The following is a 26,021-nucleotide window of genomic DNA, read 5'->3' as shown; positions in this document are numbered from 1 at the left end:
TCACACCCCGCCGGGCCCGGTGATCGTCCATGATGAGCGGATGCTCAGGTTGATGCCCGTAGGTGACTCCATGACGATCGGAAGCGCGGGCGAACACACGTGGCGTTACCGGCTGTGGCAGCACCTGTGCGGCACGTACGGCGGCCCCTTCACCCTCGTCGGCCCGCGCGAGACGCTGTACGACCAGCAGGCGCAGGCGCCCGTGTCGTACGCGTACGCCGACCCCGACTTCCCCCGCGCCCACCTGGCCGGCTGGGGCGAGGGCTGGGTGCACATGGCGCCGCTGATCGGCGAGGCGGTACGGCAGACCCGGGCGGACGTGCTGCTGGTGTCGCTCGGCCTGATCGACCTCGGCTTCTACACGAACGCGGAGCAGACGGCGCGGAACGTCGCCAGCTTCGTTGCCGAGGCCCGGGCGGCGAAGCCCCGGATCCGGATGGTGTGGCTGCCGGTCATCCCCAACGTCCGGGCGGAGTCCGAGCCCGGCTTCGCCGCGCAGGTCACCCGCTTCAACGAACTGCTGGCCAAGGCGGCCGCCGACCTCGACGAACCCGGCTCCCCGGTGCTGCTGGCCTCGCCCCCGCCCTCGTACACCACCCACACCGACACCTACGACGGCACGCACCCCAACGCGCATGGCGAGCACAAGATCGCGGCGGCCTTCGCGGAGGCGATGTACCAGGGGTGGGGCCTGGGCGGGCCCTAAGGCGTAGGCGTCCTGGACGGCACGGCCGAGGAAGTCCGCGCAGGGCCGGACCCGGGGCCTGAGGTCGTCCCAGTGCTCCTCCTCGCGGCCGAGGTAGACGGCCCGGGCCCGGGCGAGGACCGGACGGTGCTCGGCGGGCAGCCGCTCCAGCGCCCAGTCGGCGGCCGCGTCCTTCGACCGGATGCCGCCGGTGACGAGGGTCGTCCACACCCGGGCGAGGGTGAGCAGCACGTTGCGCGTGTCCCACTCCAGCTCGGCCATGAGCTGCGGCACCCCGGCGACGATCGCGCGCCGCAGGTCCTCGTGCGCAGGGGAGTCGAGGAGCTCGGCGGGCGGCGGCCCGTACCGCGGGGCGTCCGCGCGCAGCACCATGGTCAGCAGGGGCGCGAGATCCGGGCTGGGCCCGGGCCGCGGCACGGCCCCGCCCTCGAACTCGGCGCGCAGCCACTCGCCGTACAGGAAGTCGCAGACCGGCGGGTACCGCCAGGGCCGTACGTCCCCCTGGACGACGACGGCCAGCTCGACGGGCCGCCGGCCCGGGCCGCCGGAGACCTCCAGCAACTCCCCCACCAGGAACCGCCGTTGTTCCTCGGTGAGCCGCTCGCGGACGACGGCCAGGAGGTCGAGGTCGCTGTGCGGGCGCAGACCGCCGAGGGTGGCGGAGCCGTGCAGGAAGACGCCCAGCAGCACGTCGCCGAGGGTGGTGCGCACAAGCCGTACGAGGTCGTCGGTGCGCTGCCCTGGCATATGCGTTCCTCCGCGTGTCCTGGTCGCCGTACGACATCGTCGAGCAACTGCGCACCAAGTACCCCCGCAAGCGCGTGAAGTCCGACGTGCGCATCGACTACCCGGGGCACCTCAACGACTACGGCCCCGAGAAGGCCGCCTACGCACGCGCGGAAGTCCCGGTCTACCTCGTCGTCGATCCCTACCAGGGCCGCTGCCGCGTCCTCACGCACCCGAAGGGCGACGACTTCGCCACGGAGACTTAAGGTGCCCTTCGGCGACGGCATCGACCTCACGGACACGGTGGTCGGACTCACCTTGAAAACGGACGAGTTCCCCCGCGACTGACTCGCCTCCGTGCTTGCCTGGAGTTCACTCCAGGACGTTGGCTTGTGGACCATGAAGTACACGCAGCTCGGACGCACCGGACTCAAGGTCAGCCGCCTCGTCCTCGGCACGATGAACTTCGGTCCGCAGACCGGCGAGGCCGACAGCCACGCCATCATGGACGCGGCGCTGGACGCGGGCATCAACTTCTTCGACACGGCGAACGTGTACGGCTGGGGCGAGAACAAGGGCCGCACCGAGACGATCATCGGCAACTGGTTCGCGCAGGGCGGCGGCCGCCGCGACAGGACCGTCATCGCCACCAAGGTGTACGGGAACATGGACCCGGACGGCGCCACCGTCTGGCCCAACCACGACAAGCTGTCCGCCCTGAACATCAGGCGGGCCGTGGACGCCTCGCTGAAGCGGCTCCAGACCGACTACATCGACGTCTACCAGTTCCACCACATCGACCGCAGCACCCCCTTCGAGGAGATCTGGCAGGCGATCGACGTCCTGGTGCAGCAGGGCAAGATCCTGTACGTGGGGTCCAGCAACTTCCCCGGGTACAAGATCGCCCAGGCCAACGAGATCGCCGCCCGGCGGGGCTCGTACGGTCTGGTCAGTGAGCAGTGCCTGTACAACCTCTTCGAGCGGCGCGCGGAGATGGAGGTCATCCCGGCCGCGCAGGACTACGGGCTCGGCGTGATCCCCTGGTCGCCGCTGCACGGCGGGCTGCTCGGCGGTGTGCTGAAGAAGGAGGTCGAGGGCGCCCGGCGCAGCTCGGGCCGGGCGGCCGAGACGCTCGCCGACCCCGCCGTCCGCGCGCGGATCCAGGCGTACGAGGACCTGGTCGACAAGCACGGCCACACCCCGGGCGAGGTGGCCCTGGCCTGGCTGCTCACCCGCCCCGGCGTGACCGGCCCGATCGTCGGTCCGCGCACGGCGGGGCAGCTCGAGTCGGCCCTGCGCGCGGTCGAGCTGGAGCTGTCGGAGGAGCTGCTGGCCGGGCTCGACGAGATCTTCCCCGGGCCGGGGCCGTCGCCCGAGGCCTTCGCCTGGTAGTCCGGGCAGCGAAGGGCGGAGCGGCGGTGCGTCACTTTCCGAGCGCCGCCGCCACCGCCACCACCACGAACATCAGCGCGAGCGCACCGGCCATGATCCGGTTCCGGGTCTTCGGGTCCACGCCTTCGAGCCTAACCGGCCGCGCCGAGCGGCCAGCGGGCGACCGCCTCGTAGCGGGGCTGCTCGCCCGGCACCCCCGACACCGGCAGGTGGCTGCGCACCATCACCAGCTCCTCCACCGTCCAGGTGCGGCTGGTGAAGGCGTCCAGGGCCGCGACGTACGGGCGGACGTCCACCGCCTCGCGGCTGCGCGCCACCGTCAGGTGGGCTTTGTAGCGGCGGTGCTCCCCCATCGGCAGCCCGGCCTTGCGGGCCGCCGCCTCGGCGCGGTCCGCCAGCAGGCGCAGGCTCCCGAGGTCTCCCTCGGCCCCGGCCCACAGCGCCCGCCCGTGCCCGAACTGGCCGCCGCCCCGCACTGCCAGCGGGAACGGCGCGGTGCGGTGGGCGACCCGCTCCAGCCGGGCCGACAGGTCCGCTACGAGGCCGTCGTCGACCTCCCCGTAGAAGGCCAGGGTGAAGTGCCAGCCGGGGCGGCCGGTCCAGCGCAGCGCGTCCGCGCCGGGCAGTTTCCTCAATTCGGCGACCTGAGCGGCCAGTTCCTGGGTCACGCCCTCGGGGGGCAGGACGGCGGCGAAGAGTCTCATGGGGGTCAGTCTCCCCGCCGCGGGGCCGGGCGTGCCGGTATGACCGTACGTATCGTTGTCCTGCGCGACTGCCCGTCCTCAGGACGGACGAGTTCCCCCGCGACTGACCGGGAGCGCCCCGACTACGCCGCCGGCGTCAGTTCCTCCCGCCGCTCGCGCGGCACGAAGCGTACCCGCGGGTGCCCGCGGTGCCAGCCGACCGACAGCCGCAGGCCGCCGAGCCGGGCCAGGATCAGACCGATGACCGCCGCCGCGGCGGCCGCGATCGCGCCGCCCACCGCGAGGCCGACGCGGGCGCCGTACGTGTCGGTGATCCAGCCGACGATCGGCGCGCCGACCGGCGAGCCGCCGAGGAACACCATCATGTACAGGGCCATCACACGGCCCCGCATGGCCGGGTCGGTGGCCATCTGGATGCTGGTGTTGGTGGTGACGTTCACCGTCATGCCGAACAGGCCGAGCGGCACCATCAGCAGGGCGAACATCCACAGCTCGGGCGTCACGGCCGCCACGATCTCCAGCGCGCCGAAGACCAGCGCGGCCCCGATCAGCACCCGCAGCCGGGCGGTGCCGCGCCGCGCGGCCAGCAGGGCGCCGGCCAGCGAGCCGACCGCCATCAGCGTGTTGAACATGCTGTAGGAGCCCGCTCCCCCGTGGAACACGTGGTCCGCGAAGGCCGACAGGTAGACGGGGAAGTTGAAGGCGAACGTGCCGACGAAGCCGACCAGGACGATCGGCCAGATCAGCTCGGGCCGCCCGGTGACGTACCGGATGCCCTCCCGCAGCTGCCCCTTGCCGCGCGGGGCGCGCTCGACGGTGTGCAGCTCCCGGGCCCGCATCAGCAGCAGGCCGGTCAGGGGCGCGACGAAGGACAGGCCGTTGAACAGGAACGCCCAGCCGGTGCCGACGCCGGTGATGAGCAGGCCCGCCACGGCGGGGCCGACCAGCCGGGCGGACTGGAAGTTCGCCGAGTTGAGGCTGACCGCGTTCTGCAGCTGCTCCTTGCCGACCAGCTCGGAGACGAAGGACTGGCGGGCCGGGTTGTCGACGACGGTGGCCAGGCCCATGGCGCAGGCGGCGACGTACACGTGCCAGACCTGCACCTGGCCGGTGAGGGTCAGGGCGGCCAGGGCGAGCGCGGTCAGCGCCATGGCCGACTGGGTGACCAGCAGCGTGGGCCGCTTGCGCAGCCGGTCCACGAGGACACCGCCGTACAGGCCGAACAGCAGCATCGGCAGGAACTGCAGGGCGGTCGTGATGCCGACGGCGGCCGAGGAGCCGGTGAGGCTGAGCACCAGCCAGTCCTGGGCGATGCGCTGCATCCAGGTGCCGATGTTGGAGACGACCTGGCCGAGAAAGAACAGGCGGTAGTTCCTGACCCTCAGCGAGGAGAACATGGAGGACGTGCGGGCGGGCTTGCGCAGCGGGTCGGTCGGGGAGTCGTGGGGAGTAGGTGCGGGGGCGGAAGCTGCTCCGGGTCCCGAACTCAACAGGGTTCGCCTCCTTGCTCTTGCTGCTGCCTACAGATGTGCGAGCTTCTCCAGCACGGGGGCGGCGGCGCGGAGTCTCGCCCACTCGTCCTCGTCGAGGCCTTCCGCCAGGGAGGCCAGGAACGCGTTCCGCTTGCGGCGGCTCTCCTCGAGCATGGCCTCGGCCTGCTCGGTCTGCGTCACGACCTTCTGGCGCCGGTCCTCGGGGTGCGGCTCCAGCCGGACCAGTCCCTTGGCCTCCAGCAGGGCCACGATGCGCGTCATCGAGGGCGGCTGGACGTGTTCCCTGCGCGCGAGCTCGCCCGGGGTGGCCCGGCCGCAGCGGGCCAGGGTGCCCAGCACCGACATCTCGGTGGGGCTGAGCGACTCGTCGACCCGCTGGTGCTTGAGCCGACGGGACAGCCGCATCACGGCGGAGCGGAGGGCGTTCACGGCGGCAGCGTCGTCGCCATGGCTGAGGTCCGGCATGTTCTTTAGCGTAACTCATTACCCTCGCTAAAGACCAATGGCGGCGGCCTGCACAGCCGGCCCACTCTCCGCGCCACCCCTCCCCTACATCACTCGTACGAGTGATCAGGCGGCGAAACGTGACCCACCGCACGCGGGCGTACGGCGACCCTCGTGTCCATGGGGACCAGTGTGCTCAGCCTGCGCATCGACCACGAGCTGCTCGAACGGCTCCGCCGGCACGCCGCGAAAAGGGGGATGAGCGTCCAGGACTACGTCGTCCGGACGCTCATACGCGACGACTTCGACGAACGGTTCCAGACCGCCGTCGAGGAGACGGAGAGGTTCTACGGACCCCATGAGCGGGTCACCTGAGCGCGGTACGCCGATCAGGTGACCGTGTGCCGATCAGGTTGCCCGTACGCCGATCAGGTCAGGCCCAGGGCCGGCATCAGGTAGTAGAAGCCGAACACCGCCGCCACGACGTACATCGCCGCCGGCACCTCCCGGCCCCGCCCGGCCGCCAGGCGCAGGACGACGAAGGTGAGGAAGCCCATGCCGATGCCGTTGGTGATCGAGTAGGTGAACGGCATCATCACCATCGTCACGAAGGCCGGGATGGCGAGGGTGGGGTCGGCCCAGTCGATCTCCTTGACCGAACCGGCCAGGATGAGGAAGCCCACCGCGAGCAGCGCCGGGGTGGCCGCCTGGGACGGCACCATCGTGGCGACCGGCGTGAGGAACAGCGCCACGGCGAACAGCGCGCCGGTGACGACGTTGGCGAGACCGGTCCGGGCGCCCTCCCCGACCCCGGCCGTCGACTCGACGAAGCAGGTCGTGGCCGAGGAGGAGCTGGCACCGCCGGCGGCCACCGCGATGCCGTCGACGAAGAGCACCTTGTTGATGCCGGGCATCTGCCCCTGGGCGTCGGTCAGCTTCGCCTCGTCGGAGACGCCCATGATCGTGCCCATCGCGTCGAAGAAGCAGGACAGCAGCACGGTGAAGACGAACAGCACACCGGTCAGCACCCCGACCTTCCCGAACCCGCCGAACAGGCTGACCTGCCCGACGAGCCCGAAGTCCGGGGTGGCGAAGGGGTTGCCGGGCCACTTCGGGGTCGTCAGGCCCCAGCTCGGCACCTCGGCGACCGCGTTGATCACCACGGCGACGACGGTCATGGCGACGATGGAGATGAGGATCGCGCCGGACACCTTCCGCACGATCAGCGCCAGGGTGAGCAGCGCGCCCAGGACGAAGACGAGGACGGGCCAGCCGGTGAGGTGGCCGTCGGCGCCCAGCTGGAGCGGCACGGTCGTGTGGGCGGCGTCCGGGATACGGCTCACGAACCCCGAGTCGACGAGCCCGATCAGCATGATGAACAGGCCGATGCCGATGGAGATGGCCTTGCGCAGGCCGTACGGCACGGCGTTCATGACCCGCTCGCGCAGTCCGGTGGCGACCAGCAGCATGACCACGAACCCGGCGAGGACGACCATGCCCATGGCGTCCGGCCAGGACATCCGGGGCGCGAGCTGGAGGGCGACCACCGAGTTCACACCCAGCCCGGCGGCGAGCGCGATCGGCACGTTGCCGACGACACCCATCAGCAGGGTGGTGAACGCCGCTGTCACGGCCGTCGCGGTGACCAGCTGGCCGTTGTCCAGCTGATGTCCGTACATGTCCTTCGCGCTGCCCAGGATGATCGGGTTCAGCACGATGATGTAGGCCATCGCGAAGAAGGTGGCGAAACCGCCGCGGATCTCACGGGACAGGGTGCTGCCCCGCTCGGAGATCCGGAAGAAGCGGTCGAGGGGGCCGTACGCGGAACCCGCCCCCGGCTGTTCGGGGGCGGGGGCCTGGGCGGGGGCCGAGGTGGACATGCGGGACCTCATCACCAGCGGGCGTCCCCCGGCGCCGTTGGTGTTTTCTACGAACAGATGTGGTCAGAGACAAACGGATTCAGTATGAACATATGACGACCCCGGCGCCATCTCCGCGCGTAGACCGGCCGGGCTCGTAAGCTGTGCCCATGTCCGGCTTCTTTACGGGTCCCATCAAGCACGAGGCACCGGAGCCCCTGGAGGGGCCGGTGGTGGCCACCGTCACCGGCGGGACGATCGTCTGGTTCGTCCTCTTCCTCGTCCAGCTGCCGTTCTACGGCTGGTTCGAGGACCAGGGGCATGTGTGGTGGCTGTGGACCTGCCTGGCCGGCGGGGGGCTGGGGCTTTACGGCATCTGGTACGTCCGCAGGCGGGAGGCCGCCCTCAAGCGGGCGGCGGCGCTGAAGGCGGCTGAGGATCCGCCTGCCGAGTAGTACTCGGCGTTGCCGCCGCGCGGCCGCCAGAGCGGCTGACCGAGCGCTCGACCGCCGGCTCCGGTGGCGCCTCCCCGCGCGGCTACGGCCGTGCGGCGGGGCGCACGGGCAAGCGCGGGGTGAGCGCCTGGACCAGGGACAGGGTGCTGAGGGCGAACATCACGACGCCCAAGGGGACGTGCAACGAGGGCATGTGAGCGATGCCCAGCACGACCTGCACCGAGGCGAGGAGGAGGAAGCCGGTGGCGTACAGGGCGGGACGGGCCGAGCCGCCGCCCGGGCGCCAGGCCAGGACGGCAGCGAGCACGTACAGCATCGACGCGCCGTACATCACGCGCGATCCGATGTGGTGCACCTCCCCGGCAAGGGGCGAGGTCAGCAGCATGCCGGCGGTGACCGCCTGGAAGAAGAGGGTCAGGGTCTGAAGTGCTGTCGCAGTCCTGAGGAAGGTGAGTCCGCCCGGTGCGGCCGTCGTTCGTCTGATCATGGTGTGGTCCCCCTCTTGTGGTGTGCGGCACGGACGGGTGCTGTCCGAGCCGTCGGCGTCAGCGCAGGGTGGGCGTGGTCTCGGAGGTGACGTGCGTCAGCTTCTCGGGATTGCGGACGAAGTACAGGCCGGTGATGCGGGCGTCCTCGACCCGGACGGCCATGACGCCGTCCAGCTCGCCGCCCACGTGTACGGCGAGGGCGGGGCTGCCGTTGACCACAGTGGGCTCCCAGGTGATGGTGGTCTCGACTTTGGCGGAACCGCCGAGGTAGAAGCGGACGATCTTCTCGGCGCCGATGACCGGATGCAGCGCGGCCCTCTTGACGCCGCCGCCGTCGCTGAGCAGCACGACATCGGGGGCGAGTACGTCGAGAAGGTCCTGTGGATTCCCGGTCTCAAGGGCACGCTGGAGGGACTCCAGGGCCGCCCTGGTCTCCCTCGCGGAGGCCGTCCGGCGGGGTCGGCGGGCGTCGACGTGCCCGCGGGCACGGTGCGCGATCTGCCGTACGGCCACCGGGGTCTTGCCCAGGGCCTCGGCGATCTCGTCGTAGTCGACGTCGAAGACCTCGCGCAGCACGAACACCGCCCGCTCGGTCGGGGAAAGGCTCTCCAGAACGAGCATCATCGCCATCGACAGGCTCTCGGCGAGTTCGACGTCCTCGGCCACGTCCGGCGTGGTGACCAGCGGCTCGGGCAGCCACTGGCCGACGTATGCCTCCCTGCGGCGCTTCATGGTGCGCAGCCGGTTGAGCGCCTGCCGGGTCGTGATCCGCACCAGGTACGCCCGCTGGTCGCTCACCCGTCCCAAGTCGACCTTGACCCACCGCAACCAGGTCTCCTGGAGGACGTCCTCGGCGTCGGCCGCAGAGCCGAGCATCTCGTAGGCGACGGTGAACAGCAGGTTGCGGTGCGCGACGAACGCCTCGGTCGCCAGGTCGGTGGTCCGGTCGGTCATCTCTTCCCCTCCCTCGGATGCCTGGTCAGGCTGCCCGCCCCGCGACGGCCCACGCACGGCCGCGTCCTCAGCCACGGGCGGCTGCTTCGGTCTCCAGGGGCGGGACCGTCTTCCCGGCGGACGGATCCGGCGCGGCCAGACGCAGCTTGCGCTTGGGCAGGCCGAAGGTCGGGTGCGAGGTGGTCCACAACGACATCCTGAGGATGGCGGCCTTGATCCGCGCGGCCCTGCGGCCGCCCACGTACGTCGGCTTCGCCTGTGCGTCGTCGCCGACCAGCTGCAGGATGCCGTCCCGCTGCCCGAGACTGATGTGGTTGCCGTGATACTCCAGCTTGGTTGTCGGGACCTCGCGGCCTGTCAGGCGTCCCACGATCGCCGCTGCGGCCTGCCGGCCGGTGTAGCCCGCCGAAGCGCAGGACATCGGCAGCGGACGGCCGTTGTCCCCGATGGCGTGGGCGCTGTCGCCGACGGCGTAGACGTCCGGGTGCGAGAGCGAGCGCATGGTGCGATCGACGACGATCCGTCCGGCCTCGGTGACCTCCAGCCCGCCGGCGGCAGCGAGCGGGCCGACCGCGAACCCGGCCGTCCACACCGTTGCGTCGGACGCCAGGGCGGCGCCGCCCGCGCACCGCACCCGCGTCGCTTCGACGGCCTCGACGGTGGTGTGCTCCAGAACGGTGATGCCCAGCCGGTCGCAGGCCTGGCGCAGGTGGCTGCGGGCTCCGGCGGAGAGCGCGGCGCCCAGCTCTCCGCGGGCGACCAGCGTCACCGACAGGCCGGGCCGGGATTCGGCGACCTCGGTGGCGGTCTCGATGCCGGTCAGCCCGTCGCCCACGACCAGCACGCGCCCGCCCTGCCTGTCCAGGTGGGCCAGGGCCTCGCGCAGGCGCAGCGCCGAGGGGCGGCTGCTGACGTCGAAGGCGTGTGTGGCCGCCCCGGGAACCCCGCGGTCGGCGGCCTGGCTGCCGAGCGCGTAGACCAGGGTGTCGTAGCCGAGTTCACCGCCGCCGTCCGCGTCCGTCAGGGCCACGACCCGGCGCTCGGGGTCGACGGCGGTGACACGGGCCAGGCGCAGCCGTATCCCCGTGCCCGCGAAGACGTCGGCGAGCTGTGGGGCCTCGATCTCCCTGCCGGCCGCGAGCTGGTGCAGCCGCAGCCGCTGGACGAAGTCCGGCTCGGCGTTGACCACGGTGATCTCGGTGTCCAGCGGGGACAGCCGGCGGGCCAGGGTCCCGGCCACGTAGGCCCCGGCATAGCCGGCGCCCAGGACGACGATGCGGTGCTTCATGAGTCGCTCCATTGGTCTCAAGGGGTCGGCCGTTGAGACACCGCACGGGGAAACGCTGTGACAGTCTGTGACGCAGATCACTCCAGAGGGTGGGCTCCTGAGGGGAGACGTGCACGCGGCGACGGACGCCCCCGCAGCGGCCCGGCCCTGCCACCACGGCACGATGTCGGTCCTCCCCAGGCCGGATCTTCCGGACACTCGGCGGGTGAAGCCCGAAATCCGCACGTACCGTCGAAGGCATGACGCATCTCGACGCGGACGCCCAGGTCGGCTCCCACCCGGCGCGCCCCGCCCCGAGCGTGCCGGCCGGGACCGGGCTGACCTCCGCGCAGGTCGCGGAGCGGGTCGCGCGGGGACAGGTCAACGACGTTCCGGTGCGCAGCAGCCGCTCCACGCTCGACATCGTCCGCGCCAACGTCTTCACCCGGTTCAACGCGATCATCGGCGTGCTCTGGCTGATCATGCTGGTCGTCGCCTCGATCCCGGACAGCCTCTTCGGCTTCGTGATCCTCGCCAACACCGGCATCGGCATCGTCCAGGAGTGGCGGGCCAAGAAGACCCTCGACTCCCTGGCGCTGATCGGCGAGACCCGGCCGACCGTCCGCCGCGACGGCCGGGCGGAACAGGTCGGCACCTGCGAGATCGTGCTGGACGACGTCCTCCAGATCGGGCCCGGCGACAAGATCGTCGTGGACGGCGTCTGCGTCGAGACCGACCACCTGGAGATCGACGAGTCCCTGCTCACCGGCGAGGCCGACCCGGTCGTCAAGCGCCCCGGCGACCAGGTGCTCTCCGGCAGCTTCGTCGTAGCCGGCGGCGGGGCCTTCCAGGCCACCAAGGTCGGCCGCGAGGCGTACGCCGCCCAGCTCGCCGAGGAGGCCTCCCGCTTCACCCTGGTCCACTCCGAGCTGCGCACCGGCATCTCCACGATCCTGAAGTACGTGACGTGGATGATGGTCCCGACCGCGATCGGCCTGGTCATCAGCCAGCTGGTGGTGAAGGACAACGACCTGAAGGACTCCGTCGCCCGCACCGTCGGCGGCATCGTCCCGATGGTCCCGGAGGGCCTGGTCCTGCTGACCTCGGTCGCCTTCGCGATCGGCGTCATCCGGCTGGGCCGCAAACAGTGCCTCGTCCAGGAGCTGCCCGCCATCGAGGGTCTCGCCCGCGTCGACACGGTCTGCCTGGACAAGACCGGCACGCTCACCGAGGGCGGCATGGACGTCACCGAGCTGCGCATGCTCGGCGGCAGCGACGAGACGTACGTACGCAAGGTGCTCGGCGCGCTCGGCGCGTCCGACCCCCGCCCGAACGGCTCCCTGCAGGCCATCGTCGACGCCTACCCGGGCGTGGACGGCTGGCGCTGCACCGAGGCCCTGCCCTTCTCCTCCGCCCGCAAGTACAGCGGCGCCTCCCTCACCGAGGACGGCGGCACGTCCAGCACCTGGCTGCTCGGCGCGCCGGACGTGCTGCTGCCCGGCGACGACCCGGCCCTGGCCGAAACCGAGCGGCTCGACAAGCAGGGCCTGCGCGTCCTGCTGCTGGCCCGCGTCCGGCGCCCCCTCGACGACCCGGAGGTCACCGACGGGGCGAAGCCGGCCGCCCTGGTCGTCCTCGAGCAGCGCCTGCGGCCGGACGCCGCCGAGACGCTGCGCTACTTCGCCGAGCAGGGGGTCCGTACGAAGGTGGTCTCCGGGGACAACGCCGTCTCGGCCGGCGCGGTCGCCGCCAAGCTCGGCCTGACCGGCACCACCGTGGACGCCCGCCGGCTGCCCGCCGCCCGGGACGAGAGGGCGGCGGCCCTCGACGAGGGCACGGTCTTCGGCCGGGTCACCCCGCAGCAGAAGCGGGACATGGTGGGCGCGCTCCAGTCGCGCGGCCACACGGTGGCGATGACCGGCGACGGCGTGAACGACGTCCTGGCCCTGAAGGACGCCGACATCGGGGTCGCCATGGGGTCGGGCTCGGAGGCCACCCGGGCGGTCGCCCAGATCGTGCTGCTGGACAACAGCTTCGCCACGCTGCCCTCGGTGGTCGCCGAGGGCCGCCGCGTCATCGGCAACATCACCCGCGTCGCGACGCTGTTCCTCGTCAAGACGGTGTACTCGGTGCTGCTGGCCGTCCTGGTGGTGTGCGCGCAGGTGGAGTACCCCTTCCTGCCCCGCCACCTGACGCTGCTGTCCACCCTCACCATCGGTGTGCCGGCGTTCTTCCTGGCCCTGGCCCCCAACAAGGAGCGGGCGAGACCGCACTTCGTACGGCGGGTCATGCGGTACTCGGTGCCGGGCGGGGTGGTGGCCGCGCTGGCGACCTTCGCCGCCTACCTGGCCGCCCGCGCCCACTACACCGGCGCGGGGGCGCTGGACGCGGAGACCAGCGCCGCGACCCTCACGCTCTTCCTGATCTCCCTGTGGGTCCTGGCGATCATCGCCCGCCCCTACACCTGGTGGCGGATCGCCCTGGTGGCGGCGATGGGCGGGGCGTTCCTGGTGGTGCTGATCGTGCCGGATCTGCAGGACTTCTTCGCGCTGAAGCTGGTCGGGGTCACGATGCCGTGGATCGCCGTCGGCATCGCGGCGGTGGCGGCGGCCGCCCTGGAACTGACGTGGTGGTGGGTCGACCGCCGCTTCCCGGTGGAGGGGCCCTCAGGGCCCGCTGCCGCTACTGCACGTCGACGAAGTCACCGGTCGCGTTGACCGCCGGAGTCGTCGTGGTGCCGGCGAAGCTGAGACGCCAGTAGCCGTCGTACTGGGCGGTGGCGGTGGCCTTCACGTTGCCGTACGAGTCCGAGTACACGGTCTTGATCGTCGTGTACGTGCTGGTGCCCGCCTTGCGGAACTGCAGCTTGACCGGCTGGTTGGTGTAGCCGTGGTACTGGTTGTCCTCCCAGTTGGCGCGGGTGAGCTTGCCGGTGGTGGTGATGGTCCTGCCCTTGACGACCGGCTCGGGGCCGGCGTTGGCGGTCAGCTTGGAGTAGCGCTGGACCTTGGTGGTGCCCAGGCCGCCCTGCATGGTGTGGTCGCCGCTGTCGTCGACGGCCAGTGCGCCGGCGTTCCACGTGCCGGCGTCGGCGTTCATCAGGTCGCCGTCGGCCGGGCGGACGTAGATGACGCCCTTGCAGCTCATGGTGGTCGAGGAGGTGGCGGTGCAGGTCGCCGGGTCGTCGCTGATGAGCATGTTGCTCGCGGTGTCCGGCGAGGAGCCGCGGTAGATGAGCGGACCGCTGGCGAAGTGGTCGCTGCTGGTGTCCATGTCGGCCGGGTGGGTCAGGGTGTAGGTGACCGGGACGCTCACCACGTTGGTGGTGCCGACGGCGATGTTCTTGCCGTTGTTCACCTTCATGTCGGAGAAGGTGACGTCCAGCGTCGACGTCGTGGTGGTGCCGGACGTCGCGTCGGCGGAGGCGGAACTGAAGGCGGCCTTGCCGGAGGCGGCGTCGGCGGCCTGCGCGGCCGGGACGGCGAAGGCGGACAGGGCCAGGACGCCGGTGATGGAGACGGCGGCCGCGGTGGCGCGTATACGCATGTGCGTTCCCCTGGGGGAGAAGTGATCTAGGAGTCTGACTGACTCATGGGGTGTGATCCGCGACGGCCGGGAAGGGTTGTATTCGGCCATCCGCATTTTGCTGGCTGATACGCGTTCTTTGACGGCCGCATGACGAACGACGCCGCCGGCCCCGGAGAGACCCGGGACCGGCGGCGTGCGGACATCGACGGAGGGGCTGTTACCGCACGTCGACGAAGTCACCCGTGGCGTTGACCGCCGGGGTGGTCGTGGTGCCCGCGAAGGAGAAGCGGTAGTAGCCGTCCGCGGAGGCGGTCGTGGTGGTCTTCAGGTAACCCGTCGAGTCGCCCTTGATGGTCTTCAGGGTGGTGTACGTGTCGCTGCCCTTCTTGCGGTACTGCAGCTTCACGGACTGGCCCGCGTAGCCCGCGTACCTGCCGGTGTCCCAGTTGGCGCGGGTCAGCTTGCCGGTGACCGTGATGGTCTTGCCCTTCTTCACCGGCTCGGGCGAGGCGTTGACCGTCAGCTTGGAGGCGCGCTGGACCTTGGCGGTCTTGTAGGCCTCACGGATGATCAGGTCGCCGTCCTTGGCGATGGCGCCGACCCAGACCTTCCAAGTGCCGGCCAGGACGTTGCCGTAGATGTTCGCCTTCGGGTCGGCGACGACGGTGACCTTGCAGGTGGCGGTGGTGGCGCTGGAGTTGGTGCAGTCGCCCTCCTCCGTCTCCGGCACGATGGCGCCGTCCACGTGCTCGAAGTCCGGGCCGTGCCACAGCATGGCCATGCCGTCGTGGATGCCGGACGGGTCGGTGGCCGTCACCGAGATGGTGAAGGTCTTCTTCTGGGTGGTGCCGACGACGATGTTCTTCCCACCGTTGACGGTGACCTTCTTGATCTTGATGTCGCCCTCGGTGACGTCGTCCGCCGGGGCGGCGGTGCCGAACGGCGTGACCGTGGCGGCCTTCGCGGCGGCGCTCGGGGCGGACACGTCCGCCTGCGCGGCCGGGACGGCGAGGGCGGACAGGGCCAGAGCGCCGGTCACGACGGCGACAGAGGCACGAATGCGCATGTGTTGTGTGTCCCCACGTTTCAAGGGGCACGCGTCTGGCTCTACGGCCTCCGCGGTGCCCGCATCAGGTCGGTGACGCCAGCGACCGCTGACGTCACAGACAAGACCCGGGACCGGTGTGAAAGGTTGTGCGAAGTCGTGAACTTTTTTCGAAGAACGGTGTGACCAGGGGGAGTTCAGTCGAACCAGCGGTCCCGGGCCAGCTCCTGGGTCCGCGACGGGTCCTCCAGCAGCGCCGCCACCTCGAAGCGCCGCGGCCACTGCCCCGCAGCCCAGGCGAGCCCCGCGGCCACGCCTTCCAGGGTGGCCGCGTGCAGCACGCCGTCGTCGGTCAGGCGCCAGTCGATGTCCACGCCGTCCACGACGAGTTCCTCGTGCTCGACGTAGGAGGCCGGGGTCCGCGGCCCGAGCAGGACCCGTACCGGCTCCGGTACGTCGTGCTCGGTGCCCTCAGAGTGCACCCGGCCGGAGACGGACTCGCTCAGCCGCCGCACCTGGAACAGCTCGGCCAGGTCGCCGGCGAGCGACGGGCGGACCGGCAGCAGCGGGACGCCCTCGGTGAAGGGCAGCAGGTCGGGCGAGTCGACCACGACCGCGTCGGCCGCGTCGACGACCTCCACCCGGCCGTCGACCACCGCGCGCAGCTCGTCCGGCAGGGTCACCTGCTCGGGGTCCAGTTCGGCCAGGAAGGTGTACAGGGCGTGCAGTTGGGCGGCCGTCACCTCCCGCTCGGGGTCGGCGAGCCGGTCCAGCAGCTCGGCCGCGCCGCCCGGCTCGTCGAGCAGGGCGGCGACGGACGTCCGCACCCCCAGGGCGCGCAGCACCTGCTCGTCGTCGAAGCCGGTGGCGTCGGCCTCGTCGTACAGGCCCTTCAGCAGCGGGTCGCCGCCGGCCGCGCGCAGACCGGCCGGGCGGCGGCCGTCGAGCACCGGGTGGCCGCGCAGCCACCAGGCCGTGTAGGGCCGTACGACCTCGTGGGTGCCGTCCGGCAGCAAGATGCGCACCGGCTGGACGATCGCGTCCCGCAGCGGCGGCCGGGACAACAGCCCCAGCGCCTGGGGCCACTTGTCGTCGTCCACCAGGTCCAGGTCGCGTACGGCGGTGATCTCCGTGGCGACCGGCGGCACCGGGGAGTCGGGGAAGCGGTCGAGGATGTCCTCGCACCACACGTCCACCGCGTCCAGCAGGCCGGCGTCGTCGGGCTCGGGGAAGTCGCCGTCGCGGGGCTCGAGTTCGTCCGGGTCGAGGACGACGTCGGTGGCGCGCACGAGGGCGAAGCTCACCAACACCCCGCAGGCGGCCAGCGGCTGTTCGCCCCACTTGCCGGCCAGGTCGGCGTCCACGGCGGCCAGTTCGCCCTCGCGCATGACCTGCGCGAAGGGGCCGCCGGGGTAGACGAGTTCGCAGGCGGGGGCGAGCTCCCCCTCCTCGTCGGGCAGCGCGAGCGCGCCGAGCCACGGCTCCTCGCCGGGCTCCAGGCCCGCGTCCCGGACCAGGGCGAGCACGGTGTCGGCCAGTTCCTCGGCGTCGAGGGCGTCCTCCTCCCAGGTGGTGCCGCCCTCCTCGTCCAGGGAGGCGGCGACGGCGGCCCGTACCTGCGGGGTGGTCAGGACGGCCCGGGGGGTGGCGGGCAGGGCGCCGAGCTTCTCCAGCAGAGGGTGGGCGGCGTCCGGGTGGGTGACCTTCAGGCCGAGCCGGGCCAGCACCTCCGGGTCGATGCGGGCGGCGTCCGGGGTGGGCAGCAGCACCTGGCGGGGGCCGATGGTCGTACGGCCGTCCGCGAGCGGTACGGGCAGGCCGGACAGCCGGTCCGGGTCGACCCCGGCAAGGCTGTCGTACAGCCGCCGCCACCAGCCCGGTTCCTTCTCCAGCCCGGCCAGGCGGTCGATGGCGTCGGTGAGGGGCACGCGGGCGACGCCCAGGGTGCGCAGCTCCGCGCGCCGCTCCAGACCGGCGGGCAGCAGCGTGGGCAGCACCTCGGCGAGGACGCGCACGGTGTCCGCGCCCGCGCCCTCCACCACCTCGGCGTCCCGGGGCCGCAGGGACTGCGGCAGGTCCTCGGCGTCGTGGCCGCGCGGCTCGGCGGCGGGCGGCAGGAAGGAGGTGCGGGGCAGGCGTTCGAGGATCGCCCGGCGCAGCGCGCCGTCCAGTTCGCCCTTGCCGAGCGGGCCCGGTACGAGGTCGATGATCCCGGCGTTCACCGGGCGCCAGCCGGCGAGGAGTTCGGCGTACGCGTCCGCCGCGCGCTGCACCACGAAATCGGTCAGCGGGCCGGGCGCGGCGTGCCGGCGGGTGGAGTCCAGCGGGAAGGACGCGATGAGCAGGGCGGGGACGCCGAGGGGCTCGTCGCTGGGGGTGGGGGCGTGCACGACGGGCGTGGTGCGGGGGCGGGCCGGGGAGCCGTCGTCCTGGACGGGCACGGCCCAGGTGACCGACCAGAACGGCCGCAGCCGCTCCTCCACCGGCCGGTCGGCGAGCAGGTCGGGCGTGAGGGGGCCGTGGGCCGTGGCGGTGCGCCAGTGGGTGACGCCGTGGGCGGAGTCGTCGACGACGGTGAAGGGGCCGTCGGTGCGGCGGGCGAGGGTCCGGGGGCTGTCGTCGCCGATCTCCACGACGACCTCCGCCAGCCCGGGCAGGGCCAGCAGCAGGGCGTCGTCGACGGCGCGCAGCAGCCGTTCGGCGAGGTCGGCGGCGGCCGCGTCACGCAGCGGCAGGATGACGGCGGTGTCGTACGGCTCGGGGGCGGTGCCCTCGGCGGCGAACGGCAGCCGCAGCAGCGGCACGTGCCCGTCGCGGCGGCGGATCTCGTCGCCCAGGCCGGGGCTGTGCCGGGCCACGTCGCCCGCGAGCTCGCGGGCCTCGGCGAGGGACCAGCGCACCCCGCCGTGCCGGCCGACGACGGCGGGCTCGTCGGTGACGGCCAGGACGGCGGCGAAGCCGACACCGAACCGGCCCACGGACGGGGTGTCCCGCTTGGCGGAGGCGCGCAGCGTGGCCAGCGACTCGACACCGGCCGCGTCCAGCGGCGCGCCGGTGTTGGCGGCGACCAGGACGCCGTCACGCAGGGTCAGCCGGAGCCGGCCGGGCACCTCGGCGCGGGCGGCGGCGTCGGCGGCGTTCTGGGCGAGTTCGACGACGAGCCGGTCCCGGTAGCCGCCGAGAACCAGATCCTCCTCGGCGTTGGCGTCCTCACGGAACCGGGCGGGGCTGGTGACCCAGGCGTCCAGCACCCCGCGCCGCAGGCGTGCCGTGCCGAACGGGTCCGCACCCTCGGCGGCGGGCCGCACGAACTTGCTCACGTTCACTCTCCTCATCGGCGTGACCAGGAGAAGGTACCGCGAGGCCACGCCCCCTCCTGCCCCTCACCGACCGACCCGGGCCGTCCGGTTCCGAGGACCGGGCCGGGACCACGGGGCCGCCGGGGGCGCAGCCCCGGAACGGGTGCCACCACGGGCCGGCGGGGAACCGGCGACGGGACGCTACGAGTGTCCCAGTTCCTCGGTGTCCTCGTCGGCGGACACCGGTACCGAACCGGAGTCCGACGCCGGCCGCAGCGGGAACGGGTCCACCCGGGTCTCGTCGATGACCGGCGGAGCCGGCTGCGGGGGCTTGGGCATGACCGCGGCCTCCGAGTGGCCGCCGCAGCCGTACGCCAGCGACACGACCCGTCCGTCGGCCGGGGAGAACTCGTTGGCGCACACGCCGAAGGCCTGCCCGAGGGAGCCGCCGACAGGCACCAGGAAGCCGCAGCTGACGCAGGACGCGGGGGCCGCCTGGGCCATCGGGGTCTTGGGGCCGAACGCCTCCTCCCAGCGGTCGGCGGCGGTGTGCAGGCCGTACCGGGACAGCACCCGGGCACGGCGCATGCCCAGTTCCTCGGCGACGGCCGCGACGGAGCCGCGCGACGGGGCGACGGGCAGCCGAGCCGGGGAGTCCTGCGTGACCTCGGCGTCCTCCGCCTCCACCAGGTCGGCCATCTCCTGCGAGACCGCGGAGTTGGGCGGCGGCTCCTCCGCGCCGGTGTACCCGGGCTCCAGGCGCAGGTCCTCGGCGTCGGTGGGCAGCAGGTCGCCAGGGCCCAGGTCGCCGGGGCGCAGGCGCTCGCTCCACGGCACCCACTCGGGGGCGAGCAGCGCGTCGGGGCCGGGCAGCAGGACCGCCTCGTCCACCGTGACGATCCTGGCGCGGGAGGCCCGGGCCACCGTCACGGCCCAGCGCCAGCCGCGGTACCCGAGCTCCTTGCACTCGAAGAGGTGCGTGACGACGCGGTCGCCCTCGGAGACCAGCCCGACGTGCTCGCCCACGACCCCGGGGGCGGCGGCCTCCTCGGCCGCGGCACGGGCGAGGTCGACGGCCTCGGCGCACAGACGGTCAGGGGTGCGGCTTCGCGTTGTCGCTGCGCTCACAGGTATCGCTTCTCTCCATACGCCGTCTCACGAGTGCGCCACTCCCAGCGCGGGGGCGGACGGAGCGGACCGCAGGACCGCGTCGACGTCCGCGCCGAATCGTGCTCGGGCGCGCCTGCTCCATCCATTCTGCTGGATGGCTGAGATACGCACGCTACCTTCTCGCGTGCCCGCGGCCTACACCGACGGAGCAGTCCGCTGCCTCGCGGCGGTGTTTGCGCGCCGCCCGCCCGGGCCGGCATGCCCGAACCGTCACCCCACAGGCTCTATACGAGTCATGGGGGCACTAGGCCCGGCCTTCTCGGGGCACTATGCAGTCGTGGCAGCCGCGAGGACGCCCCAGGGCGCCACCGGGACCGGTGGGCCGAAAGGGGTCAAGGGGAGCAGCCGACGCAGCGGGCCGGGCCGGACGGGCGGTCCGCTGCGTGCGATCGGCCGTGCCCTGCACCTCCCCGTGACGGGCGCGGCCCGCGGGATCCGCAAGGCGACCCACGCGCACGGCGCGGGCGAGTCGGGCCTGGGCAAGCTGATCGAGCTGCACTGTGTGAACGGCGCCGGCGACGTCATGATCACCGTCGCGCTCGCCTCCACCGTGTTCTTCTCCGTGCCGACCGACGAGGCGCGCGGCCGGGTCGCGCTGTACCTGGCGATCACCATGGCGCCGTTCACGCTCCTCGCGCCGGTGATCGGCCCGCTGCTGGACCGTCTGCCGCACGGCCGCCGGGCGGCGATGGCCGCGGCGATGCTGGCCCGGGCGCTGCTCGCGCTGGTGCTGTCGGGCGCGGTCGTCACCGGGGGCATCGAGCTGTATCCGGCCGCGCTCGGCGTGCTGGTGGCCTCCAAGGCGTACGGGGTGGTCAGGAGCGCGGTCGTGCCGCGGCTGCTGCCGCCCCGCTTCTCCCTGGTGAAGGCCAACTCCCGGGTCACCCTGGGCGGGCTGCTGGCCACCGGGGTCGCGGCACCCGTCGGCGCCGGCCTGCACCAGCTCGGGCCGCGCTGGCCCCTGTACGGCGCGTTCGTCATCTTCGTCGCGGGAACGGTGCTGTCCTTCTCCCTGCCGCACAAGGTCGACTCGGCCAGGGGCGAGGACACCGCGCTGCTCGCGGCGGACGAGCGGCATCTGCACGGGCCGCACCGCAGACCGGTCAAGCGGCCCGGGCTGCGCACGGTCGGCCCGGCCGTCACGCACGGCCTGACCGTGAACGCCGCCATCCGCTGCCAGTCCGGGTTCCTGATCTTCTTCCTGGCGTTCCTGCTGCGCGAGCACCCGATGACCGGGCAGAGCGCGGCGGTGTCGCTGGGCATGGTGGCGGCCTCGGCGGGGGCGGGCAACGCGCTCGGTACGGCGGTCGGGGCGTGGCTGCGCTCCCGGGCGCCGGAGATCATCATCGTGACGGTGACGGCGTGCGTGCTGGGCGCGGCGATCACCGCGGCGGTGTTCTTCGGGGCGTTCCTGGTGGCCTGTCTGGCCGCGGTCGCCGGGTTCGCGCAGGCGCTGGCCAAGCTGGCGCTGGACGCGATGATCCAGCGGGACGTGCCCGAGCTGGTGCGGACGTCGGCCTTCGCGCGGGTCGAGACGCTGCTGCAGATGGCGTGGGTGCTGGGCGGGGCGATCGGCATCGCCCTGCCGCTGATCGGCTCGCTGGGCCTCGCGGTGGGCGCCGCGATCGTCGGCACGGGCTGGCTGACCACCGTACGGGGGCTGGTCGCCTCGGCCCGGCGCGGGGGCGCGGAACGCCCGCGGGTGGCGTAGCGGCCGGGGTAACGGTACGGGCACGCCGTACCCCGCATGGGAGGACCGCGCGGGGTGCCCGATAGCCTTCGGGCATGACCTCCCAGCGTTCCCGTCGCGCCGTAGCCGCTCTCGGCGCCGTTTCCGCCGGACTCCTCGTCCTGTCTGCCTGTGAGAAGCCGACGCCGATCGCCACCGTCACGTTCGGCAAGAACTCGGTGAGTGCCGAGGCCAAGTGCTACGAGGACGAGCTCAGCCGCGAGCAGGCGACCAAGTGCGCCATGAAGAAGGCCTCGGACACCATCAAGGTGGAGCAGGGCGAGGTCCTGCGCGTCGGGGTCGACCCGGAGATCGCGGACGAGGGCTGGGCCCTGTGGATCAACGGCCAGCAGGCGACCGACACGTTCAACAAGACGTACTACGCCTTCCAGGGCGCGGACCTCTTCGCCAGCCAGCAGGGCCAGGCCCCGCAGAAGAACCTGTACATCAGCGTCGTCGAGCAGAACAAGGCGGGCTCGAAGTTCCGGGGCGTGTGGAACTTCAAGCTCGAGAACGCCGACGCCTGATCCGCCGATGCGCGTCCTGATCGCCACCGCCGTCCCCGCGGAACGGGACGCGGTGGCCCAGGCGTTCCCACCCCCGCACCGCGAGCTCCGGCTCCCGGGGGTGACACTGCTGCACCCCACACCCCCCGCGTCCCCCGCCCCGCAGGGGACGCCCCGCACCCCGCACTCCGGGCCCGCCGTCCGTTACGACCTCCTCGCCGCCGGGGTCGGGCCCGCGCTCGCCGCCGCGTCCACCGGTGCCGCACTGGCGGCCGCCGCTCTGGAGGGACGCCCCTACGGCCTGGTCGTCTCCGCGGGGATCGCCGGTGGGTTCGCGCCGGACGCCCCGGTCGGGTCCCTCGTCGTCGCCGACGAGATCACCGCGGCCGATCTGGGGGCCGAGACGGCCGACGGGTTCCTGCCCGTCACCGCGCTGGGCTTCGGCACCGTCACCCACCGGCCGCCCGAGGACCTCGTGCGGCCTGCCGCCGCCGCGACCGGGGCGCGGGTCGGGGCCGTGCTCACCGGGTCCACCGTGACCGGTACGGCCGCCCGGGCCGCCGAGCTGCGCGCCCGCCACCCCGGAGCGCTCGCCGAGGCCATGGAGGGCTTCGGGGTCGCCGAGGCCGCCGCCGCGCATGGCGTGCCCGTGCTGGAGATCCGCGCGGTGTCCAACCCCGTGGGCCCGCGCGACCGCGCCGCCTGGCGGATCGGTGACGCCCTGGCCGCCCTGACGGAGGCCTTCGGGAAGCTCGCACCCGTCCTGACGAGTTGGAACCCCCATGAGCAGTGAGCCGCTGAAGATCGCCTACTCCCCCTGCCCCAACGACACCTTCGTCTTCGACGCGCTGGCCCACGGCCGCGTCCCCGGCGCCCCGGCGCTGGACGTGACGTTCGCGGACATCGACGTCACCAACGGCATGGCCGAGCGGGGCGAGTTCGACGTGCTGAAGGTGTCGTACGCGGTACTGCCGTACGTCCTGGAGCAGTACGCGCTGCTGCCCTGCGGGGGCGCGCTGGGCCGGGGGTGCGGGCCGCTGGTGCTGACGCGGGAGCCCGGCACGGACCTGACGGGCCGTACGGTCGCCGTGCCCGGTGAGCGCTCCACGGCCTACCTGCTGTTCCGGCTGTGGGCGGCGGACACCGTGCCCGGCGGGGTCGGCGAGATCGTCGTGATGCCGTTCCACGAGATCATGCCGGCCGTGCGCGACGGGAAGGTCGACGCGGGCCTCGTCATCCACGAGGCGCGCTTCACCTACCACACCTACGGCCTGCACAAGCTCGCCGACATGGGCGAGCACTGGGAGCACACCACCGGCCTGCCGATCCCGCTCGGCGCGATCATCGCCAAGCGGTCCCTCGGCGCGGACACGCTGCGGCGGCTCGCCGACTCCGTCCGGGCGTCCGTACGGGCGGCCTGGGACGACCCGGAGGTCTCCCGGCCGTACGTCATGGCGCACGCCCAGGAGATGGACCCGGCCGTCGCCGACCAGCACATCGGGCTGTACGTCAACGAGTTCACCGCCGGCCTCGGCGAGGACGGCTACGCGGCCGTGCGGGGCCTGCTCACCCGCGCGGCGGCCGAGGGGCTGGTCCCGCCCCTCGGCCCGCACGCGCTGGATTTCCCCTAGTCAGCCGGTCCGCCGGTCCCCGCTACACGTCCAGCTGGTCGGCGACCGCGCGCAGCAGGCCCGCGATCTTCTTGCCGGAGTTCCGGTCGGGGTAGCGGCCCTTCTCCAGCATCGGGGTGATGTTCTCCAGGAGCGTCGTGAGGTCCTGGACGATGGAGGCCAGCTCGTCGGGCTTCTTGCGCTGCGCGGCGGCCACCGACGGAGTCGGGTCGAGCAGGGTCAGGGAGAGCGCCTGGTCGCCGCGCTGCCCGGCGACCACGCCGAACTCCACGCGCTGTCCCGGCTTGAGCGTCTCGACTCCGGCGGGGAGGACCGAGGAATGGACGAAGACGTCACCGCCGTCGTCGCGGGAGAGAAAGCCGAAGCCCTTCTCGCTGTTGAACCACTTGACCTTGCCGGTAGGCACGTCTGTCCTCGTCCTCGTACTCGTCGGAAAACTGCTTACGGAAACGGCTCTTGATAGCACTCGGGCGGGCCGTCCGGACCCGCCGGTTCCAAGGCTAATGGTCTTCAGGCCGGTGACAAGACGTCACCCGGTTGTTCCTTCGCGCTGGGAACTACCCTGGTCGGGTGCGTGACAAAACCCAACCGAATTCCGCCGCGCCCGGTGACCGACTGGTCCGCGCCGGTGCCCTCGTGTTCTTCCTCGGAGCCGTGGCCACGCTGGTCACGGTGGCCCCGCTGTTCCTGGGAACGACGCCCTTTCCGCCATACATGTTCGGATTGAGCATGCTCATGGCGGTCGGATTCGTGATCGCCGCTGCGGGTGTACTGCGCTCGGTCGCGGCCGGACGGCGTCAGGCGCGCGAGGGGCGGTAGTCCGGTTCGCCGAGGTGCCCGGAAAACCACTCGGGGAATTCCGGCAGTCCGGCGAGGACCACGTCCGCGCCGGCGGCGCGCAGTTCCCCGGCCGGGCAGGGGCCGGTGGCCACCGCGACCGACAGCGCGCCGGCGGCCCGGGCGCCGCGCACGTCCCCCACGTGGTCGCCGACGTACACGCCCGCCCCGTACTCGCGCAGCGCCTGCGCCTTCTGCTCGGCCCACAGGTCGCCGATGACGGCGTCGGGTTCGATGCCCAGGTGGGCCAGGTGCAGCTTGGCGTTCGGCTCGTACTTCGCGGTGACGACGATCGCCCGCCCGCCGGCCTCCCGTACGGCGGCGACGGCCTCGTGCGCGCCGGGCAGCGCGGGGGTCGCGGTGACGGCGATGGCCGGGTACATCTCGCGGTACAGCTCGGCCATGGCCGGCACCTCGTGGGCCGGGAACCAGTGGATCAGCTCCTGGGCGAGCGGCGGACCGAGCCGGGTGACCGCCAGGTCGGCGTCGATGTACGTCCCCGTCCGCTCGGACAGCGCCAGGTAGCAGGCGCGGATGCCGGGGCGGGAGTCGATCAGGGTCATGTCGAGGTCGAACCCGACGGTCGGCACGGGCGAGGTCGTGAAGGCCATATGGGCCATTGTGCCCAGGAGGTGCGGCGCCCAGGCCTGCCGCGCGCACCCGCCGCGGCCTACCTCTGCCGCTGCGAGCGCCACACCAGGAACAGCGCCGACGCGACGGCGGCGCCGCGCACCACCCACGGCCAGGTCCCGGCGACCGCGCCGTTCATCTGCCCCTCGGCGATGGGCGTCCCCCAGCGGCCCTCCGTACGGCCCCACAGCCACACCAGGCCCGCCGTGGCCGCGAGCGAGGGCAGGCCCATGACGGCCCACTTCCGCTCGGCCTGGGTCAGCCGGCGCGAGGTGTAGGCGAGGGCCCAGCCCAGCAGCAGGGCGAACCAGTTCCCGAGCACGGCGCCCGCGAGCAGCAGCCCGGCGGCGAGCAGCAGCAGCGGGTTGGTCCAGCGGCCGCCGGTCAGGCGGGGCAGGCGGCGCCGGGGGGCCGGCGCCGCCACGGGCTCCTCGACGGCGGGCTCCTCGGCGGCCGGGGCCTCCTTCGCCACCGCCTGCCTCGGCACGTCCCTGCCCGGCGGGGGTTTGAGCAGCTCCGGGATCTCGACGCCGCCGACGAAGCCGGGGACGTCGTCGCCGAGCGCGAGGGGGCCGTGGTCCGTCACCCGCCACCAGTCGGGCTGCGCGGACCCGTCGCCGAGCTCGTGGGCGGCCGCCAGGTGCGGCGGGGCGGGCCCGGTGGAGGGGGCCTGCGGCTCGGCGTCGCGGTCCGCGCGGCCCGTGCGGGGACGCGGCACGATCCGGCGCCGCGCGCTCCTGGTGCGCTCCGCCTCCCGCGGCTCGCCGTCGCGCTGGACGGGGACGGCGGCGGGGGAGGCGGCGGCCGGGGACGCGCCGCCGGTTCCGTCGCCCCCGGCGGCAGCGGCGACGACCTCGTCGGGGCTGCCCAGACGGCTCAGGATGCGGCGGACGGCGGCGGGGCTGTCCACGGGTGTCCTGGCCCGGCGCCGGTCGATCTCGTTGCGCAGCTCCGCGACCAGCCGCATCCGCGCGGCCGACGACAACTGCCGCTGGTGCGCCACGTCCCCGACGCGGCTCAGATACTCGTAGACGACCTGGTCGCTCTCGATCCCCACGAAGTCCCTCCGGGGGTTGGCGCGTTCGAACCCCTGCCGGACGACGGTATCGCGTGTCGGCGCCCGCCCGGCGTGCGTGCCACGCCCGCCGGGTGGCCCGT

The 26,021-nt window shown here is 72.7% G+C and carries 23 protein-coding genes and 3 pseudogenes; 11 read left to right on the top strand and 15 right to left on the bottom strand.

The window, feature by feature from the left end:
- Positions 1-40 precede the first annotated feature (40 nt).
- Positions 41-706: an SGNH/GDSL hydrolase family protein gene (locus tag AB0K80_RS03345; protein ID WP_365665314.1), complete on the top strand. Its 666-nt coding sequence runs from the start codon at positions 41-43 to the stop codon at positions 704-706.
- A gap of 3 nt (positions 707-709) precedes the next feature.
- On the opposite strand, the pseudogene AB0K80_RS03340 reads toward AB0K80_RS03345, so the two are convergent.
- Positions 710-1,453: pseudogene (locus AB0K80_RS03340) on the bottom strand (aminoglycoside adenylyltransferase family protein); the annotation flags it as partial.
- 32 nt (positions 1,454-1,485) lie between these two features.
- On the opposite strand from AB0K80_RS03340, the pseudogene AB0K80_RS03335 reads away from it, so the two are divergent.
- Both AB0K80_RS03335 and AB0K80_RS03330 read left to right on the top strand, forming a co-directional pair.
- A pseudogene (locus tag AB0K80_RS03335) lies at positions 1,486-1,780 on the top strand (Uma2 family endonuclease); the annotation flags it as partial.
- A gap of 51 nt (positions 1,781-1,831) precedes the next feature.
- Entirely contained in the window at positions 1,832-2,824 is a 993-nt protein-coding gene (locus AB0K80_RS03330) for an aldo/keto reductase (RefSeq protein ID WP_365665312.1), read from the top strand.
- Between the two features lie 131 nt (positions 2,825-2,955).
- Here the strand turns inward: AB0K80_RS03330 and thpR are convergent, their stop codons facing one another.
- The 3 genes from thpR to AB0K80_RS03315 form a co-directional block, all read right to left on the bottom strand.
- Entirely contained in the window at positions 2,956-3,528 is a 573-nt protein-coding gene (gene thpR, locus AB0K80_RS03325) for an RNA 2',3'-cyclic phosphodiesterase (protein WP_365665310.1), read from the bottom strand.
- A gap of 122 nt (positions 3,529-3,650) precedes the next feature.
- Positions 3,651-5,018, bottom strand: a complete 1,368-nt coding sequence (locus AB0K80_RS03320; RefSeq protein ID WP_365665308.1) for an MFS transporter — start codon at positions 5,016-5,018, stop codon at positions 3,651-3,653.
- Between the two features lie 30 nt (positions 5,019-5,048).
- A complete protein-coding gene (locus AB0K80_RS03315) occupies positions 5,049-5,486 on the bottom strand; it encodes a MarR family transcriptional regulator (RefSeq protein WP_365665306.1) in 438 nt (145 codons plus the stop codon).
- Between the two features lie 159 nt (positions 5,487-5,645).
- Here AB0K80_RS03315 and AB0K80_RS03310 point away from each other — a divergent pair, with 159 nt between their 5' ends.
- Entirely contained in the window at positions 5,646-5,840 is a 195-nt protein-coding gene (locus AB0K80_RS03310; RefSeq protein ID WP_365665305.1) for a ribbon-helix-helix protein, CopG family, read from the top strand.
- Positions 5,841-5,893: 53 nt separating this feature from the next.
- Here AB0K80_RS03310 and AB0K80_RS03305 read toward each other — a convergent pair whose 3' ends face one another.
- The gene (locus tag AB0K80_RS03305) at positions 5,894-7,345 is read right to left on the bottom strand and encodes an NCS2 family permease (RefSeq protein ID WP_365665303.1); all 1,452 of its coding nucleotides are present in this window, start codon (positions 7,343-7,345) and stop codon (positions 5,894-5,896) included.
- Positions 7,346-7,494: 149 nt separating this feature from the next.
- On the opposite strand from AB0K80_RS03305, the gene AB0K80_RS03300 reads away from it, so the two are divergent.
- Positions 7,495-7,779 carry a DUF2530 domain-containing protein gene (locus AB0K80_RS03300; RefSeq protein ID WP_365665302.1) on the top strand — a complete coding sequence of 95 codons (285 nt, stop codon included), beginning with the start codon at positions 7,495-7,497 and terminating at the stop codon, positions 7,777-7,779.
- Between the two features lie 82 nt (positions 7,780-7,861).
- Here the strand turns inward: AB0K80_RS03300 and AB0K80_RS03295 are convergent, their stop codons facing one another.
- The 3 genes from AB0K80_RS03295 to AB0K80_RS03285 form a co-directional block, all read right to left on the bottom strand.
- Positions 7,862-8,266: a hypothetical protein gene (locus AB0K80_RS03295; protein WP_365665300.1), complete on the bottom strand. Its 405-nt coding sequence runs from the start codon at positions 8,264-8,266 to the stop codon at positions 7,862-7,864.
- 58 nt (positions 8,267-8,324) lie between these two features.
- On the bottom strand, positions 8,325-9,221 hold the full coding sequence (locus AB0K80_RS03290; protein WP_365665298.1) for an RNA polymerase sigma-70 factor: 897 nt from the start codon (positions 9,219-9,221) through the stop codon (positions 8,325-8,327).
- 67 nt (positions 9,222-9,288) lie between these two features.
- Positions 9,289-10,509, bottom strand: a complete 1,221-nt coding sequence (locus AB0K80_RS03285) for an FAD-dependent oxidoreductase (RefSeq protein ID WP_365665297.1) — start codon at positions 10,507-10,509, stop codon at positions 9,289-9,291.
- Positions 10,510-10,748: 239 nt separating this feature from the next.
- Between AB0K80_RS03285 and AB0K80_RS03280 the strand changes: the two are divergent.
- Positions 10,749-13,142, top strand: a pseudogene (locus tag AB0K80_RS03280) (HAD-IC family P-type ATPase); the annotation flags it as partial.
- A 28-nt stretch (positions 13,143-13,170) separates the two neighbouring features.
- Here AB0K80_RS03280 and AB0K80_RS03275 read toward each other — a convergent pair.
- The 4 genes from AB0K80_RS03275 to AB0K80_RS03260 all read right to left on the bottom strand — a co-directional run bounded on the left by AB0K80_RS03275 (position 13,171) and on the right by AB0K80_RS03260 (position 19,488).
- Positions 13,171-14,034: a hypothetical protein gene (locus AB0K80_RS03275; protein ID WP_365665295.1), complete on the bottom strand. Its 864-nt coding sequence runs from the start codon at positions 14,032-14,034 to the stop codon at positions 13,171-13,173.
- Positions 14,035-14,233: 199 nt separating this feature from the next.
- Positions 14,234-15,082, bottom strand: coding sequence for a calcium-binding protein (locus AB0K80_RS03270; protein ID WP_365665294.1), 849 nt, complete (start codon positions 15,080-15,082; stop codon positions 14,234-14,236).
- 176 nt (positions 15,083-15,258) lie between these two features.
- Positions 15,259-18,381 carry a molecular chaperone Hsp90 gene (locus tag AB0K80_RS03265; protein ID WP_365665292.1) on the bottom strand — a complete coding sequence of 1,041 codons (3,123 nt, stop codon included), beginning with the start codon at positions 18,379-18,381 and terminating at the stop codon, positions 15,259-15,261.
- Positions 18,382-18,561: 180 nt separating this feature from the next.
- Positions 18,562-19,488 carry a DUF3027 domain-containing protein gene (locus tag AB0K80_RS03260; RefSeq protein WP_365665290.1) on the bottom strand — a complete coding sequence of 309 codons (927 nt, stop codon included), beginning with the start codon at positions 19,486-19,488 and terminating at the stop codon, positions 18,562-18,564.
- Between the two features lie 319 nt (positions 19,489-19,807).
- On the opposite strand from AB0K80_RS03260, the gene AB0K80_RS03255 reads away from it, so the two are divergent.
- The 4 genes from AB0K80_RS03255 to AB0K80_RS03240 all read left to right on the top strand — a co-directional run bounded on the left by AB0K80_RS03255 (position 19,808) and on the right by AB0K80_RS03240 (position 23,396).
- Complete coding sequence (locus AB0K80_RS03255; RefSeq protein ID WP_365665288.1) at positions 19,808-21,241, top strand: MFS transporter; 1,434 nt, start codon at positions 19,808-19,810, stop codon at positions 21,239-21,241.
- A 74-nt stretch (positions 21,242-21,315) separates the two neighbouring features.
- The gene (locus tag AB0K80_RS03250) at positions 21,316-21,786 is read left to right on the top strand and encodes a hypothetical protein (protein ID WP_365665286.1); all 471 of its coding nucleotides are present in this window, start codon (positions 21,316-21,318) and stop codon (positions 21,784-21,786) included.
- 7 nt (positions 21,787-21,793) lie between these two features.
- Positions 21,794-22,558, top strand: a complete 765-nt coding sequence (locus tag AB0K80_RS03245; protein WP_365665285.1) for a futalosine hydrolase — start codon at positions 21,794-21,796, stop codon at positions 22,556-22,558.
- The gene (locus tag AB0K80_RS03240) at positions 22,548-23,396 is read left to right on the top strand and encodes a 1,4-dihydroxy-6-naphthoate synthase (protein WP_365665283.1); all 849 of its coding nucleotides are present in this window, start codon (positions 22,548-22,550) and stop codon (positions 23,394-23,396) included. Before AB0K80_RS03245 ends, AB0K80_RS03240 begins: the two co-directional genes overlap by 11 nt.
- A gap of 22 nt (positions 23,397-23,418) precedes the next feature.
- Here the strand turns inward: AB0K80_RS03240 and AB0K80_RS03235 are convergent, their stop codons facing one another.
- Positions 23,419-23,802 (bottom strand): cold-shock protein, encoded by a 384-nt coding sequence (locus AB0K80_RS03235; protein WP_365665281.1) that lies wholly within the window; start codon positions 23,800-23,802, stop codon positions 23,419-23,421.
- 164 nt (positions 23,803-23,966) lie between these two features.
- Here AB0K80_RS03235 and AB0K80_RS03230 point away from each other — a divergent pair, with 164 nt between their 5' ends.
- The gene (locus AB0K80_RS03230; protein WP_365665279.1) at positions 23,967-24,215 is read left to right on the top strand and encodes a hypothetical protein; all 249 of its coding nucleotides are present in this window, start codon (positions 23,967-23,969) and stop codon (positions 24,213-24,215) included.
- Here AB0K80_RS03230 and AB0K80_RS03225 read toward each other — a convergent pair.
- Together AB0K80_RS03225 and AB0K80_RS03220 are read right to left on the bottom strand one after the other, a co-directional pair.
- On the bottom strand, positions 24,194-24,844 hold the full coding sequence (locus tag AB0K80_RS03225; protein ID WP_365665277.1) for a haloacid dehalogenase-like hydrolase: 651 nt from the start codon (positions 24,842-24,844) through the stop codon (positions 24,194-24,196). The two genes, AB0K80_RS03230 and AB0K80_RS03225, sit on opposite strands and share 22 nt — an antisense overlap.
- Before the next feature lie 59 nt (positions 24,845-24,903).
- Complete coding sequence (locus AB0K80_RS03220; RefSeq protein ID WP_365665275.1) at positions 24,904-25,920, bottom strand: hypothetical protein; 1,017 nt, start codon at positions 25,918-25,920, stop codon at positions 24,904-24,906.
- Positions 25,921-26,021: the final 101 nt, after the last annotated feature.

The organism is Streptomyces sp. NPDC052682 (assembly GCF_040678435.1).
Taxonomy (GTDB): domain Bacteria; phylum Actinomycetota; class Actinomycetes; order Streptomycetales; family Streptomycetaceae; genus Streptomyces.
The sequence above is the reverse complement of the archived record's forward strand: the minus strand, read 5'-3'. Positions and strand labels throughout refer to the sequence as shown.